General features: G+C 26.0%; 19 protein-coding genes and 2 pseudogenes. 11 read left to right on the top strand and 10 right to left on the bottom strand.

From position 1 onward, the window contains the following. Positions 1–107: 107 nt before the first annotated feature. Complete coding sequence (locus ACOTVC_RS06655; protein WP_421628059.1) at positions 108–659, bottom strand: Bro-N domain-containing protein; 552 nt, start codon at positions 657–659, stop codon at positions 108–110. Continuing rightward, positions 656–1,198 carry a hypothetical protein gene (locus tag ACOTVC_RS06650; protein ID WP_421628057.1) on the bottom strand — a complete coding sequence of 181 codons (543 nt, stop codon included), beginning with the start codon at positions 1,196–1,198 and terminating at the stop codon, positions 656–658. Before ACOTVC_RS06650 ends, ACOTVC_RS06655 begins: the two co-directional genes overlap by 4 nt. A 60-nt stretch (positions 1,199–1,258) precedes the next feature. Here ACOTVC_RS06650 and ACOTVC_RS06645 point away from each other — a divergent pair, with 60 nt between their 5' ends. Continuing rightward, the gene (locus ACOTVC_RS06645; RefSeq protein WP_257933363.1) at positions 1,259–1,384 is read left to right on the top strand and encodes a hypothetical protein; all 126 of its coding nucleotides are present in this window, start codon (positions 1,259–1,261) and stop codon (positions 1,382–1,384) included. A gap of 62 nt (positions 1,385–1,446) precedes the next feature. On the opposite strand, the gene ACOTVC_RS06640 is transcribed toward ACOTVC_RS06645, so the two are convergent. The 4 genes from ACOTVC_RS06640 to ACOTVC_RS06625 are packed head-to-tail and all read right to left on the bottom strand — an operon-like array spanning position 1,447 to position 6,462. After that, positions 1,447–2,031: a Rha family transcriptional regulator gene (locus ACOTVC_RS06640; RefSeq protein ID WP_044599632.1), complete on the bottom strand. Its 585-nt coding sequence runs from the start codon at positions 2,029–2,031 to the stop codon at positions 1,447–1,449. 13 nt (positions 2,032–2,044) lie between these two features. Continuing rightward, positions 2,045–3,424 (bottom strand): type IV secretion system protein, encoded by a 1,380-nt coding sequence (locus tag ACOTVC_RS06635; RefSeq protein ID WP_421628056.1) that lies wholly within the window; start codon positions 3,422–3,424, stop codon positions 2,045–2,047. Then, entirely contained in the window at positions 3,421–6,195 is a 2,775-nt protein-coding gene (locus ACOTVC_RS06630) for a VirB4 family type IV secretion/conjugal transfer ATPase (RefSeq protein ID WP_421628054.1), read from the bottom strand. The genes ACOTVC_RS06635 and ACOTVC_RS06630 overlap by 4 nt, the downstream gene beginning before the upstream one ends. A gap of 6 nt (positions 6,196–6,201) precedes the next feature. Next, positions 6,202–6,462 (bottom strand): TrbC/VirB2 family protein, encoded by a 261-nt coding sequence (locus ACOTVC_RS06625; RefSeq protein WP_421628052.1) that lies wholly within the window; start codon positions 6,460–6,462, stop codon positions 6,202–6,204. Positions 6,463–6,725: 263 nt separating this feature from the next. Here ACOTVC_RS06625 and ACOTVC_RS06620 point away from each other — a divergent pair, with 263 nt between their 5' ends. Both ACOTVC_RS06620 and ACOTVC_RS06615 read left to right on the top strand, forming a co-directional pair. Beyond that, positions 6,726–6,950, top strand: a complete 225-nt coding sequence (locus tag ACOTVC_RS06620) for a hypothetical protein (RefSeq protein ID WP_421628050.1) — start codon at positions 6,726–6,728, stop codon at positions 6,948–6,950. 504 nt (positions 6,951–7,454) lie between these two features. Beyond that, positions 7,455–7,523 (top strand): annotated as a pseudogene (locus ACOTVC_RS06615) (division plane positioning ATPase MipZ); the annotation flags it as partial. On the opposite strand, the gene ACOTVC_RS06610 reads toward ACOTVC_RS06615, so the two are convergent. Continuing rightward, positions 7,515–7,871, bottom strand: coding sequence for a type II toxin-antitoxin system RnlB family antitoxin (locus tag ACOTVC_RS06610; RefSeq protein WP_257928970.1), 357 nt, complete (start codon positions 7,869–7,871; stop codon positions 7,515–7,517). The pseudogene ACOTVC_RS06615 and the gene ACOTVC_RS06610 sit on opposite strands and share 9 nt — an antisense overlap. A gap of 34 nt (positions 7,872–7,905) precedes the next feature. After that, entirely contained in the window at positions 7,906–9,408 is a 1,503-nt protein-coding gene (locus tag ACOTVC_RS06605; protein ID WP_263696055.1) for a viroplasmin family protein, read from the bottom strand. A gap of 221 nt (positions 9,409–9,629) precedes the next feature. Here ACOTVC_RS06605 and ACOTVC_RS06600 point away from each other — a divergent pair, with 221 nt between their 5' ends. The 6 genes and pseudogenes from ACOTVC_RS06600 to ACOTVC_RS06575 all read left to right on the top strand — a co-directional run bounded on the left by ACOTVC_RS06600 (position 9,630) and on the right by ACOTVC_RS06575 (position 13,403). Further along, positions 9,630–10,298 (top strand): plasmid partitioning protein, encoded by a 669-nt coding sequence (locus ACOTVC_RS06600; RefSeq protein WP_044599638.1) that lies wholly within the window; start codon positions 9,630–9,632, stop codon positions 10,296–10,298. Between the two features lie 4 nt (positions 10,299–10,302). Beyond that, complete coding sequence (locus tag ACOTVC_RS06595; RefSeq protein ID WP_240390130.1) at positions 10,303–10,527, top strand: hypothetical protein; 225 nt, start codon at positions 10,303–10,305, stop codon at positions 10,525–10,527. A gap of 121 nt (positions 10,528–10,648) precedes the next feature. Then, positions 10,649–11,251: a site-specific recombinase/resolvase gene (locus ACOTVC_RS06590; RefSeq protein WP_012662252.1), complete on the top strand. Its 603-nt coding sequence runs from the start codon at positions 10,649–10,651 to the stop codon at positions 11,249–11,251. Positions 11,252–11,443: 192 nt separating this feature from the next. Beyond that, positions 11,444–11,728, top strand: a pseudogene (locus tag ACOTVC_RS06585) (hypothetical protein); the annotation flags it as partial. Positions 11,729–11,809: 81 nt separating this feature from the next. Then, positions 11,810–12,847 carry an AAA family ATPase gene (locus ACOTVC_RS06580; protein ID WP_421628047.1) on the top strand — a complete coding sequence of 346 codons (1,038 nt, stop codon included), beginning with the start codon at positions 11,810–11,812 and terminating at the stop codon, positions 12,845–12,847. Continuing rightward, complete coding sequence (locus ACOTVC_RS06575) at positions 12,837–13,403, top strand: DUF3226 domain-containing protein (protein WP_421628045.1); 567 nt, start codon at positions 12,837–12,839, stop codon at positions 13,401–13,403. Before ACOTVC_RS06580 ends, ACOTVC_RS06575 begins: the two co-directional genes overlap by 11 nt. On the opposite strand, the gene mobP1 is transcribed toward ACOTVC_RS06575, so the two are convergent. Next, on the bottom strand, positions 13,398–14,723 hold the full coding sequence (gene mobP1 / locus ACOTVC_RS06570) for a MobP1 family relaxase (protein WP_421628044.1): 1,326 nt from the start codon (positions 14,721–14,723) through the stop codon (positions 13,398–13,400). The genes ACOTVC_RS06575 and mobP1 overlap by 6 nt on opposite strands. Beyond that, on the bottom strand, positions 14,723–15,253 hold the full coding sequence (locus ACOTVC_RS06565; protein ID WP_263703097.1) for a hypothetical protein: 531 nt from the start codon (positions 15,251–15,253) through the stop codon (positions 14,723–14,725). Before ACOTVC_RS06565 ends, mobP1 begins: the two co-directional genes overlap by 1 nt. 203 nt (positions 15,254–15,456) lie before the next feature. Here ACOTVC_RS06565 and ACOTVC_RS06560 point away from each other — a divergent pair, with 203 nt between their 5' ends. Then, positions 15,457–15,729: a hypothetical protein gene (locus ACOTVC_RS06560; RefSeq protein WP_421628042.1), complete on the top strand. Its 273-nt coding sequence runs from the start codon at positions 15,457–15,459 to the stop codon at positions 15,727–15,729. A 71-nt stretch (positions 15,730–15,800) separates the two neighbouring features. Continuing rightward, the gene (locus tag ACOTVC_RS06555) at positions 15,801–16,511 is read left to right on the top strand and encodes a hypothetical protein (RefSeq protein WP_012662288.1); all 711 of its coding nucleotides are present in this window, start codon (positions 15,801–15,803) and stop codon (positions 16,509–16,511) included. Positions 16,512–16,654: the final 143 nt, after the last annotated feature.

Below are 16,654 nucleotides of genomic sequence, written 5' to 3'. Positions count from 1 at the left end.
AATTATAGTCAAGGCTTATTAGCTTTGCCCCTTTTAAAGGGGTATAATTTTACCCTACGGCCTTTCTTAAACTTTCTTTATCTCCTTTCTTTAAAATTTGTTTTTATTTAAATTAATTTGGTTTTAAAATTAAGTTTTTGTAAAACTTGTGTTTTTCCATTTTTAAATTTTTCTACTATTTCATATTCTATTAGTTCTATAAATTTAGAATTTTGTTTTTGTTCTATTTCCTTTATAGCGCTTGCTATCTTTTCCTTATAAGGTGTATCAGGAAGATCATATTTGTTGTTATAATTTTCTAATTTTGGTGCATTGTTAAACGCATAATAACCTTGCTTTCTAATGCTTGGTAAGACTTCTTTAATAACCCATTGTCTAAAAGGCTTTGCTTTTGGCTTATCACTTCTCATTAAAACAAAGTAAAGCTGTGGTTCATCTATCATAGTAAATTCTTTTATTCCAAAACCTGTATCAAAGCTACGTCGATTTAATCTACGTAGCTCAAACTCCCTTAATATAGTATTTCTAACATCTCTTGAGTTTTGTATTTCTAAAATATCACAAATATCTTTCAAGCAAAACAAATGTTCATTGTTTTTATCTCTTATTGTTCTTACTTTTCCTAATTCTTTATTTTCAAATAAAATAACACTACTCATTTTTCAAGCTCCTTATTTTTACTTGCTATATGATTGAAATTGTTTAGTTTTTCTTGAAAATATGCTTTGCTTTTGTTTTCTTGTGATATAATTTTGTCGGTAGCCGATGAAATGTTCTCTTGAACCAGTCGCCCGTCAAGACTTTGGGCTTGAGTGTAGGGGGTGTGGGCGTCCCTACCATCGACTATCACTTCTTTTTTAGCCATTAATTCTAAGTTTTTTAATCTTTTTTCATTAGCATGAAAAATCTTATTGATATTTCCATCTTTACGAATACCTACTTCACCCATTTTTTCTTCATTAAGTTTTTTTCCAGCTATAAAATCTTTTTCATTTTTAGGTCTAGGATTTTTAATGATTAGTTCAGGCTCTTTGGTAACTATTTGAATTAAATTAGAAACTTGCTTTTTATCTACAAACATTTCAGGGTGGCGTTTTTCTAAAGTTCTTAAATCAGCAATTGCTTCTTTATCGCCTAAAAGTTCTGCTAGTTTTTCGCAAAGTTCAAATATTTCTAAATCTTTAGCATTGTTAATCACTATGGTGTTTGAAAGAAGTTAGTATAATTGTAAAGGGTAGAATGCCAAAGGCGGCTACCTTTGGCATTTAATAACGCCCAGAAAGGCGGTGATTTAAATGTCACAAAAAATCATTATAGCTATTATATTAATAATGCTTTGCTTTGTCAAGGCTTATTGATATACCCTGCATTAGCAGGGCTTTAATGATTTTTCCCTTTGGCTTTATACTAACTTTCTTTATCTCCTTTCTTTAAAATTTGTTTTTTTTAAATTAATTTGGTTTTAAAATTAAGTTTTTGTAAAACTTGTGTTTTTCCATTTTTAAATTTTTCTACTATTTCATATTCTATTAGTTCTATAAATTTAGAATTTTGTTTTTGTTCTATTTCCTTTATAGCGTTTGCTATCTTTTCCTTATAAGGTGTATCAGGAAGATCATAATGTTTTAGTTGTTTTATTTTTTCTATTTCTTTGTTTTTAATGATTTGTTCCATTTGATTAAAAGCATTGATAAAAGCAATTTTAAATTGTAAAGCTTTTTTACCTGTAAAACCCATAGCTAAAAGTGTGAATGCATCACGAGTTAGATTATAACAACGATCTTTTCTTGTTTTTCCTTTAACCTTACCAAAACCCCTAATTTCAGTATTTCTATAGGTCTCCTCAAAATTGAGGAGACCTTGAGAAGCCCCTATTTCTCGCAATTCATTTAAAATGAGTTTAATATCTGCTAATACATTATCATGTCTTTTCCCAAACACTTTAGCTATATCTAAACTTGTGCAAAAAATTTGCTCATCTTTGTTTTCAAAGATGACATCTATATTGTTAATATTAATAACACTACTCATTTTTCACTCCTATTTAGTCAAATAAAGCATCAGCTTCTTTATCATATTTTTTTCTAAGCTCGCCATAATCCAAAGGCTCTTTCCCCATTGATTCTGCAAACAGCTGTGCTGCTTGATCTTGTCTTATTCTTCTTTGATTTTCATAATGCATATTAGAAATTTCAAGATTAGTTTTAATGATTTCTAGTTTGGTTTTTTCTACATTAATCGCATTGTTAATGTCATTAGTTTCTTTAATATCTTTTGATTCTATAAGTCTTTGGTGTAGTTTTTCTAAAGACTTTGCTACGGTATTAACTTGGATAGAAGCTTGATTATAATGCTCCACTTGAGCTGCATAAGTAATCATATCCATTCTACATATTCTTTTTCGCTCTTCACTCAAATAACTAGCATTGCAACGATCAAAAAGAGTGAATTTTCTAAATGTTTCTTTGCTTTTATCGCTTAAAAAGCCTTGTGGATCTTGCAATACATCATCATAAAAAGATTGTATGTTTTGTCCAGCTTGTGCAAAATCTAAATAAATTTGTTTTGTGTCTCTCATAAAAGACACTGAGTCTCTTGCACCTGTTTTAGACATAAGCTCATTTTGATAAGCTTGAATTTGTTGTTGATAATGTTTAACCGTATCTTGCCATCTTGTAGCTTGTTTAGCCCATTCTGCAATTTCTTTTGCATTTTGGGTTGCCATTTGTGAATTTGCAGTCGCATCAACTACAGGAATACCAGCACTAAAAGCTAAATTTACAATACATAATGATGAAATTATGGAAAATAAAAATTTATTTTGTTTTTGGATATAATTTTTTAGGGTGTTTGCCACAAGGTTCGCACCCTTGTGGCTTAATTTGCACTCCGAAAGGAGGCGATTAAATTGAGTTATAACAAACTTATAATTGTAATTATACTCCTTTGTATAGTTACAGTCAAGACTTATTAGCCTTGCCCCATTTTTATGGGGATGAGATTTCCTTGTGGCTTTAAATCTAAAAACTTTAATATCATCAAACATCACTTCTTTACTCCTTATCTGATTAAAACTACTTTTATTTTTTTGTGTTATAATTTTTGCAACGATATAGTCATTTAGGTATCCTTTATCGTTAGAAAAAAATTGCGTAACTGTGTTGAAATACCCGATTGCTTTTTTAAGTAGTCGGGTTTTTTTTTGCCTTATTTTGGCGGTAGGGGTGTGGAAGGGAATTTCAACACATAAAGGAAAAACAATGGAACTTTTAATAAGCACCATTGTGTCTGTTGCTTGCACTATGGCAATTTTCTTTAAAGAAGAGATAAAACTCTTTTTTAAACGAACATAGTCCAACAACACGCAATCTTTTTCATGGGGAGAACGAAAGTTCTCTCTGCTTTTACTTAAACTTAATCTCATTGTTCTTCCTTATAAAATGTTTTAAGTTCATTGATTTTTTCTTCCAAAGTTTTGTTTTCTTGATTAAAGATATTTTCTATTTTTTCTATATAGCTTGTGCCTGTAGATAAAATTTTTAGGTTTTCTTTGCCTAAAGATGAAAGATCCAAAGAACAAACAACTGCTTCATCTTGTCTTTTAACAAGGAATTGTCGTTTGTGTGGGGCGAAGTTTTTAACTATTAAAAATTCATCTTTACTAAGACCTAGTCTTAAATACTCATCTTCTTTTGCTAAAGGGTTTGGTAAAAATATTTTTGTAGCAGATTGTTCAACTAAAGTATTTGCTATCTTTAGTTTTAAAAAGTCCTCTATACTTTGTGTAGCAAGTCTTAAAAAGCCATTTTGTTTTCTTATGGTTTTAAACTTGTTTTTTACTTCTTCTGCCACAATATCATTTTCTAACCACTTCCAAGCTTCATCAATATCTATACAAAGTCTTCTTCCATCTGCTAAATTCATAACACGCCAAAGAATAAAATAAGAGATTAATGCTGAAACATCTTTTTCATCTAAAAATTCAGTTCCATCAATACCAAATAAATTAATATCATCAGGAAAATCTAGATTGTCATATTCATTATCAAACACCCAGCCAAATTGTTTTCCTTTTTGGAATAAAGACAATCTACTTTTTAAAGAGTTATTGTCATTAAAATCATCTGTAATATTTTCAAGAAGTAAAGAAATAGGATATTTTCTTTCAGAAATTTCAAATTGAAACATTAGAGTATTTACAGCTTCATTGATTTGTTTTTCTTCTTTTGTATTAAGAATTTCGCCATTGCGTGTTACACATAGTTTTATTAGTTGTTTTAAAAATCTTAAATTTTCTTCATTAGTTTCAATCATAAAAGGATTAAACCCAGTAGGCTTACCATTTTTAATAGAAATATATCTACCGCCAGCACAAAGAATATTGCCTAAAGCACCTTTATCTTTATCTAAAAATACAGCTGTAAATTTCTTTTTATCTTCAGGTATGTTTGCAGGGAAGCTATCTTTATTAGCATACTTTATCATTTGATTAATGATAAAATTCATAAACACGGTTTTACCACCACCACTTTGACCTAAAATCAAAGTATTAGCTAAATTCAAATCACCAAATTCATCTTTGTTTTTCCCATCGCTTTTGTGGAAATTTAAAAAATATGGTTGTTTATTTGGTGTTTTTAAAATAGTTACAGCATCGCCCCAGCAATTTTTTTCTTTTTTACCCATTAAGAAATTATGTAATGCAACCAAAGATGAAAAATTTAAAGATGAAATCATATGAACTCTTGGGCGTATTGCAAAATTACTTGGAAATTGTGAAAAATAAGAAGCAGGTAGTGCAATATTTGCTAATGTTGAAGTAAAGCCTAAACTATTTAATGAAGTTATTACTTTATTAGTATTTTTCTTGCATTCATCAATGCTATCACCAAAAACACAAATACTAAAATGATAATTTCCAAAACTTATAACATTACTAATTAAATCATCTAATGCTAAATTTAATTGCTCTATCTGACTTACGCCATCATCTTCACTTGAAATTAGTTGATTGATTTGTTTGTTTAATGCTGATTTTGAATCATATTTTGATAAAGGAACAAAAGTTTGAGTGATAGTATAATCTACATCAAGATACATTAAAGAATCTAAAATACCTGAAAAAGTTTCATTAGAATAATCTTTAATTTCAATAATTCTAGCAAATCTTTTTGTATCATCATTGTAGTTTAGCTGAATCATATCGTGATTAAATTGAATATTTTTTAAAGTTCCTGTTAGATATTGATATATCGGAGTATCACAAACTACAACAGGATTAAATTTTCCACCTATTAAATAATTATAAAATTCTAATTGCTCGGAATATTTAATATTATTCTTTTTATATACACTTAATATTTTTGGTTTAAAATCTTTAATGTTAGCTTCAAGTTTTCCTAAGTATTCTTGGAATTTAAGAACAAAATTTGAAATTTCTTTTGCTTTTGATTTGTAATTTAATTTATTAAAAGTCTTTAGATCGATATTAGATTTTAAAGGCTTATAGACCAAAGTCAAATAAAGCGAATTTTGCTGAAAACTTTTTTTATCAAAACTCTTATGGTATTTCTCATCAATTTCCTTTAAAAAAGAATTTTCAAAATGAGAATCTAAAAATTCATGTAATTTAAATCTTACATTATGAAAATAAAAAGCAACAGGCTCATTAGAAAATGACATTATCATCATATTTAAAAGATTTTTTTTAAAAATTAAATTCTCATCTGACTCACACTCAAATTCTATACCTTCAATAAAAAATGTGCTAATTAGCATATGTTCTTTTGTAATAACAATGCTATCTGTAAGTAAAGAGCTATAAGGAATTAATTTTTCTAAACTTGGTTCAGCATGAAGTGGAAATATAGATAATCTTGGAAAATCATTATTAGTTGGCAATCGTTTATAACTTACGCTATTAAAAGTTTTAGCTTTATGGTATTTTCTACTCAAAAAATTACTAATAAATTTAGTTTTTAAAAAAAACAATCTAAACATTTGCTCATCTTTCTTAGTCATTGCTTTCATAATAAAATAAGAAATAACTCCAAAAATTAAAAGGAAAAATTGTTGTGTATAAACAGCTATTAAGATAAATCCTAAAATGTTTATTATAAAAGGCACTAAAGGCACTCCAAAAAGGAGTGCAGGGCGTGTTAATCCTTTAAAGAGCGGATCAAAATAGTTATTCATAAACTTTTAACCCACCAAAAGAGCAGCCAAAGAAGAAGCAGAACCTATAACAACACCACCAATTACCACTGGTAAAACTTCAGTCCATTGCTGTTTTAATATTGCCATTCTATAACCTGCAATACCAAAAGCTATTGTAATAGCAATAATAGAAACACCAAACAAAGCTGCTTCTATATCTTGTGCCAAAGTATTGACTTTATCAATACCGCCTGCAGCAAAAGCTAAATTTACAGCTAATACTATTAATAGTATTTTTTTAAACATTTAAAGGAGTCCTTTCATTAAAAAATAACGAACGATAAATTTAGCTCTTATATTAAATATAAATGTATTATTTAATTTTAATTTTTTATTAAAATTAAATGTGTAATAAACATTTTTTTTGATTTTGGATTAAAAAGGAGTAAATTTGGCAACTAAAAAATCAGATTTGTATAAAAAAATTATAAAGGTAAGAAGTAAAATTAAACAAAACTTAAAACATAAATCACGATTATATTTGAATCTAAAATTTCAGAGAAGAATATATGAGTAAAAAATATCCTTATTTTCTTTCAAACAAAATTTATTTTCATCCTATGATCTTATGGACTAACGTTAAATGTAAAAATTGCAATGAGAATAAATATATTGAATATACAGAAGATGAAGCATATAAAAAAGTTATCTGTCCAAAATGCAAAATGATGATTGATGTGCAACCACAAGAACAAAATTATACGCAAGGAAAGCAAAATGAAAAAGATAAATGAAGTTAAAGAATTAAACTATTTATGCTTTTTGTTTTTCGGCTCTTTTTGTGAAGAAGAATATCAATATTTTAGTAATATCAAAAAATAAGAAAAATGGAAAAATGAAAAATATAGATAAAGATAAAATATTAGAATGTATTAAAGAAACTATGAATTAAGAAAATCAAAGAAAATAAAAATCTTTTAAAATTAAAACTAAACGAAAAAAATAAAGCAGAGAAAATTTTAATTGCTTTATATAAAGAAAATAAAAAAGTTTTATTATCAAATTTATTTATATTAGATAAGGTAATAATGTATTACGCTCACAATAAGATGTTTGAAGAAATTAAAAAAGAACTTATTGAAATATAAACAACTTGAATCGAATTAAAAAATATGGAATATTAAAAATAAATTATATTTAATTTATATCTAATAAATATCTTTTTTATATTTTATACTTATGTATTTAATATTTTTACGATATAATTATGATATATAATAAATATCATAAGGATAAATATGATTATATCCATCTGTAATGAAAAAGGCGGAAGTGGCAAAAGCACATTAGCTGTAAATTTAGCAATTCTTTAATAACATAGCTTGAGCGGAGTTAGATAACATAGAATTAGAAAGAATATTGCTTTCTTGTTTTATGATAGAGTTTGCAAACTTTACTATTTTTTCACAAGGAGTAATATATTTTCCACTATTCCATAAAATTTTTCCATTTTCACTTACATTATATATCACAAATCTATATTCATTTAATCCTACCTTTAAAACCAAATCAATTAAAATTTTTTTTTGAGTTTTATTTTGTGTTGTAAATTTAATATCCGATAAGGTCCTAGTCACAGAGATCTCATAATCCAAAATTGTAATAATACCAATACAGTTTTCATCTATAATAGAATTATAGGTAAATTTTTTCACCTCAATACTTCCTTTTAAAATATTTTATATTATATCAAAATAGAGAATAATACTGATTTACAAGCATTATGCCTTCGTTTAATAAGTCTCGTGCTTCATCGATATCTCCAATAACTGCGGTGCTATTGTCATTAACTGACCAATGTGAATACGGATGCCTAATCTTGTTATATTTAGTATATAAATCATTTAAATATATTAATTGTTGCTCTAATAAAACTTTTTTCTTTTGATTATTACATTCATATAACCCATTTGTATTTCTTGAAAAGAAAGAAAAATAACTATTTCCTTTAGCTGTTTCTGTTGTTAAGCCCATCTTATCTCCAAGAATTCTATGCAAATAGTATTCATAAACCCTAAATATAGGTGTAACCAAACAAGTGTAATCTGGCATATAACCTGTAAGCATTGTATTATAAACCGCAGATAAAAGATTTGCGTAATGTTTTTGAGATACATGTCTATAATTAGGTATCATTTCCTGAAATTTTACTTCTACTTCTTTTTCTGTTAATGTTAAAGCATGGTAATCATTTAGCGTTTTGATTACAACTTGTTTATTTTGTAGGAGACAAATTGCGGTTGAGATAATTTTTTGAAATAACGCTGTTTGTTTTCCTTGTACATAAGATTTTGAATTTTTGTAACAATTGATAGTAACGGTATTATTTGCTTGACTAATTCTAATTCTAATTCTTTGTCTGTTTAAATCAATATTTTCCGTACTTAAAACAAGTTGTGAAATTTCTTCTTCATCAGATAATCCTATATTTTCTTTATTAATATATTGAACTATTTTTTCCCAATCTTGTTGTTTGTATCCATAGAAATAAACAGAACCATCATTATAAGTTTTATGCCCTTTTGTAAGTAAAGCATTTTTGGCAATAGAATCAACTTCTTCATTAAATCGAATACCTGAATGTGAAGGAACTTTTTCAAATTCGATTTGTAACATTTTCTCTTTTTCTTGAATAAAACTAACATATTTTTTAGTTACAGAATTGTTTGCTTTCCATTCTCCTTTTGCCCATTTTTCTATACCTTCATAATCATAATAAATTGTTATTTTAGATTTTTTATATTTTAGCGCCCAATTAATAGATTCTTTGACAGCTTCTAATTCTACTGCAACATTCGCCAGTGAAACAAATTCTTCCCCTAATTCCTTTGTAAATGTTTTATACAAATTATCTCGATTATTGTTGTGACTAAGTATAATCACACCAAACGATGATTTATTTTGTGCTTTATCATAGCTACCATCCACAAAAGCAATAATTTCATTTTCCGCAAGATTTGATATGGCTTTTTCTATTTTGGAATTAAGCTCATCACTTAAACTATTTATATTATTCTTAGATTCCAAATTATTATTTATATCAGACACATATTGCTCAGCTTCCTCTAGTGATAAAAAAGACTTATATTCTGCACCAGAAACACCTTTTACTTGTTTCTCACACTCACTCCACGTATTATATACTCCAGGATTTACTCCAACTCGAACTGCATAATATTTATTTTTAGCCATAACTGTTCACCTTGCAATTTAGTTTTAATTATATAATTATATATTATTTAATAAAATTTGGTTTCTTGATATAGAAAAACAATAATAAAAATTTTTATTGCTATTAATAATATAGTATATTATATAAATATCTTTTACATTTTTTATATATATTTTTATACTATGTATTTAATATTCTTATGATATAATTATGATATATAATAAATATCATAAGGATAAGTATGATTATATCCATCTGTAATGAAAAAGGCGGAAGTGGCAAAAGCACATTAGCTGTAAATTTAGCAATTAAGGCAGCTGAGAGTAAAAAGGTTTTATTGTGTGATAGCGATCCACAAAAATCTGTTATGACTTTTGTCAATATTAGAATGGAAGAAGGTATTAATAGAACATTCTCTGTTGTATCTAAAGTTGGCGAATCTTTAAAAGATTTTATACAAAAAGAAAAAAATAAAAATGAGTATGATTTAATTATTATCGATACTGGTGGTAGAGACTCAAAAGAAATGAGAATAGCATTAGGTTTTTCAGATGTTGTAATCATTCCTACAATCCCAAGTCAATTTGATGTTAGTGTTTTAGATAAAATGTTTACAATTATTAAAATGGCAAAGGAATTAAATAGAGATCTACAAACATTTGTTTTAATCAATAAAAGCTCTCCAAATCCTTTTTTAAATAAAAAGATTGAAGATTTAAGAGCCTATATTAAAGAGCAAGAAGATGACAATATTAAACTTTTAGATAATATTATCTGTGAAAGAGAAAAATATAAAACTTGCATTCAAATGGGTTTAGGAATTAGTGAAACAGAAATTAATTCTAACAATAAAGCTTTAGAAGAATTTAATACTTTCTATAATGAATTAATAAATAAAATCAAAGGATAATAAAATGGCATTTAAAAAAAATACAAATGTGAATTTAGATAGTTTTATTGAAGGAGCTACGGGAGAAACTTCAGCACAAAAAACCCCTACGCAATCTGGAAGAATCAAAAGAGATAAAAAGCTTCTTGTAGGTTTTACAAGTGAAGAATATGAAAGATTATCAAGTATGGCAGAACAAATGGGCATGGATAAAGGTGCTTTTATAAGATTTAAGGTGTTAAATAACTAAAAAATATTTTAAAAATATAATTTTGATATGTATATAATATATAAAAAATATTATATACATATTGTAATGATACATACTATTAAAAAATAATACTTCAAACAATTTTAGATATAATTGCATAATGGTAATAGCATATGTAAGAATTAGTACAGCAAAACAAGACTCAGAAGTCCAAAAACTCCAAATATATGAATATTGTATAAAAAACAAAATTAATATTGATGAAGTTATGGAAGTTGAAATGAGTTCAAGAAAAAGTTTAGAAAAAAGGCGTATGAATGAATTAAAAGATAAACTCAATGAAGGTGATTTATTAATTTGCACAGAACTTTCAAGATTAGGAAGAAGTATGCTTGAAGTTATTACATTAATATTAGAACTTTCTGAAAAGGGTGTGCAATTTGTTTTTTTACGACAACCTGAATTAAGTTCATTTAACAATCCTTCTCAAAAATTACTCCTTTCTTTCTACGCTTATGTTTCAGAAACAGAGAGAGACTTTATCTCACAAAGAACAAAAGCAGGACTTGCTAATGCACGCAAAAATGGAAAAAATATAGGTCGTCCTACAAATAGTTTTAATAGTATGTATGATAAAGATGAAGATCTAATAAAAGAGCTTATATCTAAAAAAATAACCTTACGCAATATTTGGAAATTTTTAGGCGAAAAAGGAACTTACAATAACTTTCATTATTTTTGCAAAAGAAGAAAATTGACATAATATATCATACTAATTTATAAATAATATTATATGGATATGTAAAAAATATCTATATAATATTTAAATTATATGTAATTAATATATTTAATCAAATAATGTTATACTTCTAAAATTCAATTTTAATATTCTTTGTATAAAATGTTATTTCCCAAAAACAAAACATTTTCTTAAAAGGATATTCTTACATGGCAAAAGAGATTGAACAATTTTTATAATGACTTAGAAAATTTATTCAACTCAATAAAATAAGATAGAAGATCTTAAAAAGAAATTGTGGAGCTAAAAAGCATTACAGGGGATAACATTGCAAAATATAAAAGAAAAGATTATTTAGAAGCATTAAGAGAAAACAATCGCATTATCATGGATGAAATAGAAAAATGGGTAAGCAAAATAAATTACAAAAGTGATTTTTTGCCAAAATCTGCAAAGATTTTAGAGGATTTAAATAAACATAATGAAATTAAAAAAATGTGATTGATTTTTGTATAACTAGTTAATACATTTTAGGAATGCTTTTTGCATACAAAATATTAACAAGATTTTAAGGTTATAAAAATGATAAAAGATATAACAATTAAACATTTTCGAGGTTTAGAAGAATTTGAAATCAAAGAATTTCAACAATTTAATATATTTGTAGGAGAAAATAGTTGTGGAAAAACGAGTATACTAGAGGCAATTTGTATGTGTTATAATGCAGAAGAACCGAATTATTTAATAAAAATTCAAAATTTTCGCAAAATTATAGTTATTCCCTCTAATATTTCTTCTATCTTTTATAATTTCGATTTTTCAAAGCCTATTGAATTTTATTCAAATTACGACTCCAGAAAAATAGAAGTTAAAATTTATCCTAAAATTTTAAAAGACTTTATACCTCAAGAAAATCTCAAGCAAAATTTTATGTTAGAACTTTATATCAATGGTTTAGAGTTTGAAACAAATAATGATGGACAAAAATCACAATCATCTTTTAGCATCCAATCTAATGGCGATGTTCATGATATTACAAAAAATGATAAGAAACCTCTTCTTTTGGCATTGTATCTCCCAAGTGATATTGAAAATTGGGGACTAAAATATTCTATAGATACCATAAGAAAAGAAAAGAAAAGCGATAAACTTATACATTACCTTAGATTATTTGATGAGCGTATATTAGATATAGAAACATTGGAGAATAATGTTTTAGTTAATCTTGAAGGAATAGATAAATTAATTAATATTAATTTTTTAGGAGAAGGATTTAAAAAATATACTTCTATTCTTGCTTTGATGCTAACCGTTAATCAATGGCATACTCGTTTTTGTATTTGTGTAGATGAAATAGAAAATGGTTTGCATTTTTCAAGTATGAAAAAATTGCTAAACAGTATAAAAGAGCTTTCTAAAGAATTTGATTTTCAGTTCTTCTTTACAACGCATAGTCTTGAATTTTTAGACATTGCACGCAATATTTTGAATGATAAAAGTAAAATTTTTAAAATAGTTTCCACAAAAAAAGGAACTAAAGCTTACCCCTATTCTCAAGAAGGAGAAGCTTATTTTACGATTGACAGAATAGATCCAAGAGGAAATAATGATGAATATTGAGATTTTTGTAGAAGGAAAGCACGATAAAGAATTTTTAGAACAATATTTAAAATTTTTAGGATATTCTGATGCGAAAATAATCTCTTGTGGTAGAAATACAATATATGGTGATATCATTTCAAAAATAAAAGAATTTAAAGACGACGATAAGAAAGTTTTACTTATTTTTGATGCTGATTCTGATTTTAATACAACACTCAATAGATTAATACAAGAAAGTTTAAATTTATTGGAAAATAAAGACATTTTCTTATTTCCAAACAACTATGACAATGGAGAATTAGAAACTCTTTTATTCAAAATTGCCAAAGAAAAGCAAATTTGCGAATGTTTTAAACAATACAAAAAATGCATTCAAAAATACAACGAAAAATACATAAACAACATCAATAAAAAATCAATGAGATATGCTTATTTTGAAGCTTTAGGTTTATCTTTATCTGATAATTCTAAAGAGAAAGAACAACGAAAAGAAGCGTATAAAGAAATTTTTGATTTAAATTCAAAATACCTTGAACCTTTCAAAAATTTTCTTCAAAATCATTTTAATCTATAATCTTGCATCTCTTTCAATCTCATTATTCCTAGAATTTGTCCATCGCAAGCTACTATCGGTTCGTTCTCGCTTTCCTTGCTGTAGCTGATTGAGTGCATTGATGTGCATAGGCATTTGAGTTCCTTTTCGCTCATGAACCACAGACTGTTCGGACAATATTCGCATAGAGTCTCTTTCTTTGGCAGATTCTCTTGGGATATTTGATTTATTACTGGACTCTTGTAAGATTCTCTGTCTATATTGTTCTGTATAATCTCTCTCATTGTTTTCCTTTATAGTATATTTTGGATTATTTTTTTCATCTGATTGCAATGGTTTTAGCTCTTTTTCTCTACCTAAAACAGAAGCGTCCCAAACAGATTTTTTTGCCATTTTGGTTACTTCAAAAGTCTTTCCATTTGCTTTAATTTTTTTCTTAATTTGATATGTTTCTTGTCCTATAATTTTAAACTTTGCATATTCCCCTTTTAAAATTTTATTTTCTTTGATAACTCTTTCAAGATCATTACTCCATATTACAGCTATACCTTTTTTTGTTCTATATTTCACATAAAAACTATCTTTAGCTTTCTCATCAAGACTAAATTTATATTTTGCTTTTCCATAATCTAAAACTTGATAATAATGCATTTTAGTTTGTTCTTTATTTTTTTCAAGTTTATAGGATACTTCTTCATTGTTTTTTGAACGAATAGTTGCTTTTGCTTCCACACCTAAATTGTTTAATGCTTTAGCAAAAGATAATCTCAAATTCATTAAATCTGATTTTTTTGGATTAATTCTTTTTCCATTTTTATCTGCAACTTTTAAACAAACATGACAATGTGGATTGTCAGTATCATCATGAAAAGCAACTGCAAAAAAATTATCTGGATACATTTTTTTTAATGTCATTAAAACAGCTTTTTTCATTTTTTCTGGGGGTGCATTTTTATAATCTTGCATAGAAAAAACCATATTAATAGTATGTCTTTTTTCTTTTTTTTCTTGTCCAAATCTAGGAATAGGAGCGCCCTCATTTTCATAAATTTTTTTTAAAATTTTTAACTCATCTTTTCCTTTTAATATATCAAAATCACTTGTAATTATTTCTACTGTTCCTTCTCTTGAAATATAATCTAAATGTTTGCAAACTGCTTGCAAATTTTTCGAGCCTGATGTAATTTTTACAACGACTTCAGTGTTTTTTCTAAAAACTTTATTTGTTTTATTTGATATATTTTTTTTAACAAAATTATATGTAGATTTAGATCCAACTTCTATTTTAGTATAAACTCTTTTTGCTATGATCTCATCATCAAAAATTTTAAATCTTGACATTAAATTCTTTCATTATTTTTAAGAATAATTTTTTCTAATTCTTTGGATAATTTTTCAATATTTATTGAAATATCCTCAAAAGATTTTTCTAAATTTTTTTCATTTATTCTCACACTTTTTCCGCTTCTTAAAATTTTTAAAAGCTGATATATATTCCTTCCGATTGTGTTTATTTCTGTTCTTGCTAATATAAATTCATCGATATAATTTTTATCAAAAAATTTATCTTTATAAATATGATTTAAAGTTAAAATTCTTATTTGTTTTGTTGCAGTTCCATTTCCATTTTTCTTTGCAAAATCTGAAAATATTTTATATTCATCTTCAGTAAGTTTAAATCTAATTTCTTTTTTTGGTTCATTATTTTGATAATTTATTTTATCTATGGTGTTTATATTTTCTTTTTCATTATCATAAATATTTTTTAAAATTGTATTTATTATTTTACTAAAAGAAACTTTCATTTCTTTTTTTAGTCTAAGAAGATAAGAATAACTTTTTTCATCAAAATAAATATTAGTTTTTTTCATAAAAATTACAACACCTTTTATTGAGCCTCGCAGAGAATATTTTGCTATTTACTAAAAAAATGGTGTCATTTTTTGGAGTAAATAGCTATCCTGCTATTAATACATTTTTTACACCTGTATTTTAGTCAATTTATCTTTACATAAAAATTAATATTTTCAGCATTTATGATATAATTAATATATAAAAATTCACAAGGAGTAAGATGAGAAAAGATAGCAAAGAAATAGAATTACTCAAACAAGAGTATAAAGAAAAAATCCAAAAAGTAAAACAAAAAGAGAAAGAAAGAAAAGAGAAGCTTTGTAAGAAGCTAGGCTCTGAAATTATCTCTTTATTAGATAAAGATGATTTTAGAAATTTATTTTTTGATTATATTCAAAAAAATAATTTAGAAAAGATAAAATCATTATGTAGTGAAGTTGATGATTTTTTTAATATCAACTATACCAACAATAAGGAGGATAAAAGCAACTAAAAAAAATATAAACAATTTTTACAATAATCCAAAAAAACAAAACCAAAAAACAAAATTATTAAGGATGAAAAATGGAAAACATAGATATACAAGAAAATGAAAACAAAAACATAACATTTGAAAATATAAAAGTAAAAGTTATTGATAATTCATCATTATGTGAAGAATATCAAGAGTGTGTTTTTAATGGAACTTATGACAATACATCAAATCCTAAAGAGATTGAATCTCTTTTTAATACTTTAAAAACTTTTGATTCTTGTGAAAAGCTAAAACGAATGGAAAAATTATCTTTTTCAAAACAAGAAATTGCGTTTGAAATTATCACTGATGATTTAAAAATACCGCTAAAGGTAAGATTAGGTGATGGACATTTTGAGAAAGGTTTAGATGAATTAATTAAACTAGGTAGTCAAAATATTGATGCTAGTATTAACAAAAGAATCAATCCAAAAATAAAAGAAAATTTTGACAAAATATTATCTCCGCTTAAAGCTGAAAATTTTCAAAATATTCTAAATGGAACTTTTGAAGCAATTAAAGAAGTTGGAGTTTTATCAAATGCGAATGAATTTTCTAATTTTGTTTCAGAATTTTTAAAAGCTTACAAGGAAACTCAACAAACATCTGAAAGTAATAAAACCATAGATAATTCAAAAGATAAGAAAAAAGATAAAAACTATTTTTTTAAAAAAGTTGATGAGTTTTTTCAAAAAAAGCTTAATTCTCGTGAAAGGGAACATGTTCGGACTAACGAAAAATCTTTTTCTAAATCACTATAAAATTTAAAAGGATTATCGATGTATTATAATAGTTCAACCAACACCTCCCTAGCCCTTCAATCATTTAAAAAATCACTTGAAGAAGAAGGATTAATTATAGATAATTTACCTATTATGGATGGTAAAATTCATAGAGTAAAAAC

The organism is Campylobacter sp. GB48, from assembly GCF_049221845.1.
GTDB classification, from domain to species: Bacteria; Campylobacterota; Campylobacteria; order Campylobacterales; family Campylobacteraceae; genus Campylobacter_D; species Campylobacter_D lari_C.
Note: the sequence above shows the minus strand (reverse complement) of the source record. Positions and strands in the feature narration are given on the sequence as shown.

What these genes read in the sequence shown, in the direction of transcription:
- ACOTVC_RS06655 (WP_421628059.1), bottom strand. Translation starts at nt 659, where the DNA reads ATGAGTAGTGTTATTTTATTTGAAAATAAAGAATTAGGAAAAGTAAGA.
- ACOTVC_RS06640 (WP_044599632.1), bottom strand. Translation starts at nt 2,031, where the DNA reads ATGAGTAGTGTTATTAATATTAACAATATAGATGTCATCTTTGAAAAC.
- ACOTVC_RS06635 (WP_421628056.1), bottom strand. Translation starts at nt 3,424, where the DNA reads ATGAGATTAAGTTTAAGTAAAAGCAGAGAGAACTTTCGTTCTCCCCAT.
- ACOTVC_RS06630 (WP_421628054.1), bottom strand. Translation starts at nt 6,195, where the DNA reads ATGAATAACTATTTTGATCCGCTCTTTAAAGGATTAACACGCCCTGCA.
- ACOTVC_RS06625 (WP_421628052.1), bottom strand. Translation starts at nt 6,462, where the DNA reads ATGTTTAAAAAAATACTATTAATAGTATTAGCTGTAAATTTAGCTTTT.
- ACOTVC_RS06620 (WP_421628050.1), top strand. Translation starts at nt 6,726, where the DNA reads ATGAGTAAAAAATATCCTTATTTTCTTTCAAACAAAATTTATTTTCAT.
- ACOTVC_RS06605 (WP_263696055.1), bottom strand. Translation starts at nt 9,408, where the DNA reads ATGGCTAAAAATAAATATTATGCAGTTCGAGTTGGAGTAAATCCTGGA.
- ACOTVC_RS06600 (WP_044599638.1), top strand. Translation starts at nt 9,630, where the DNA reads ATGATTATATCCATCTGTAATGAAAAAGGCGGAAGTGGCAAAAGCACA.
- ACOTVC_RS06595 (WP_240390130.1), top strand. Translation starts at nt 10,303, where the DNA reads ATGGCATTTAAAAAAAATACAAATGTGAATTTAGATAGTTTTATTGAA.
- ACOTVC_RS06590 (WP_012662252.1), top strand. Translation starts at nt 10,649, where the DNA reads ATGGTAATAGCATATGTAAGAATTAGTACAGCAAAACAAGACTCAGAA.
- ACOTVC_RS06580 (WP_421628047.1), top strand. Translation starts at nt 11,810, where the DNA reads ATGATAAAAGATATAACAATTAAACATTTTCGAGGTTTAGAAGAATTT.
- ACOTVC_RS06575 (WP_421628045.1), top strand. Translation starts at nt 12,837, where the DNA reads ATGAATATTGAGATTTTTGTAGAAGGAAAGCACGATAAAGAATTTTTA.
- mobP1 (WP_421628044.1), bottom strand. Translation starts at nt 14,723, where the DNA reads ATGTCAAGATTTAAAATTTTTGATGATGAGATCATAGCAAAAAGAGTT.
- ACOTVC_RS06565 (WP_263703097.1), bottom strand. Translation starts at nt 15,253, where the DNA reads ATGAAAAAAACTAATATTTATTTTGATGAAAAAAGTTATTCTTATCTT.
- ACOTVC_RS06560 (WP_421628042.1), top strand. Translation starts at nt 15,457, where the DNA reads ATGAGAAAAGATAGCAAAGAAATAGAATTACTCAAACAAGAGTATAAA.
- ACOTVC_RS06555 (WP_012662288.1), top strand. Translation starts at nt 15,801, where the DNA reads ATGGAAAACATAGATATACAAGAAAATGAAAACAAAAACATAACATTT.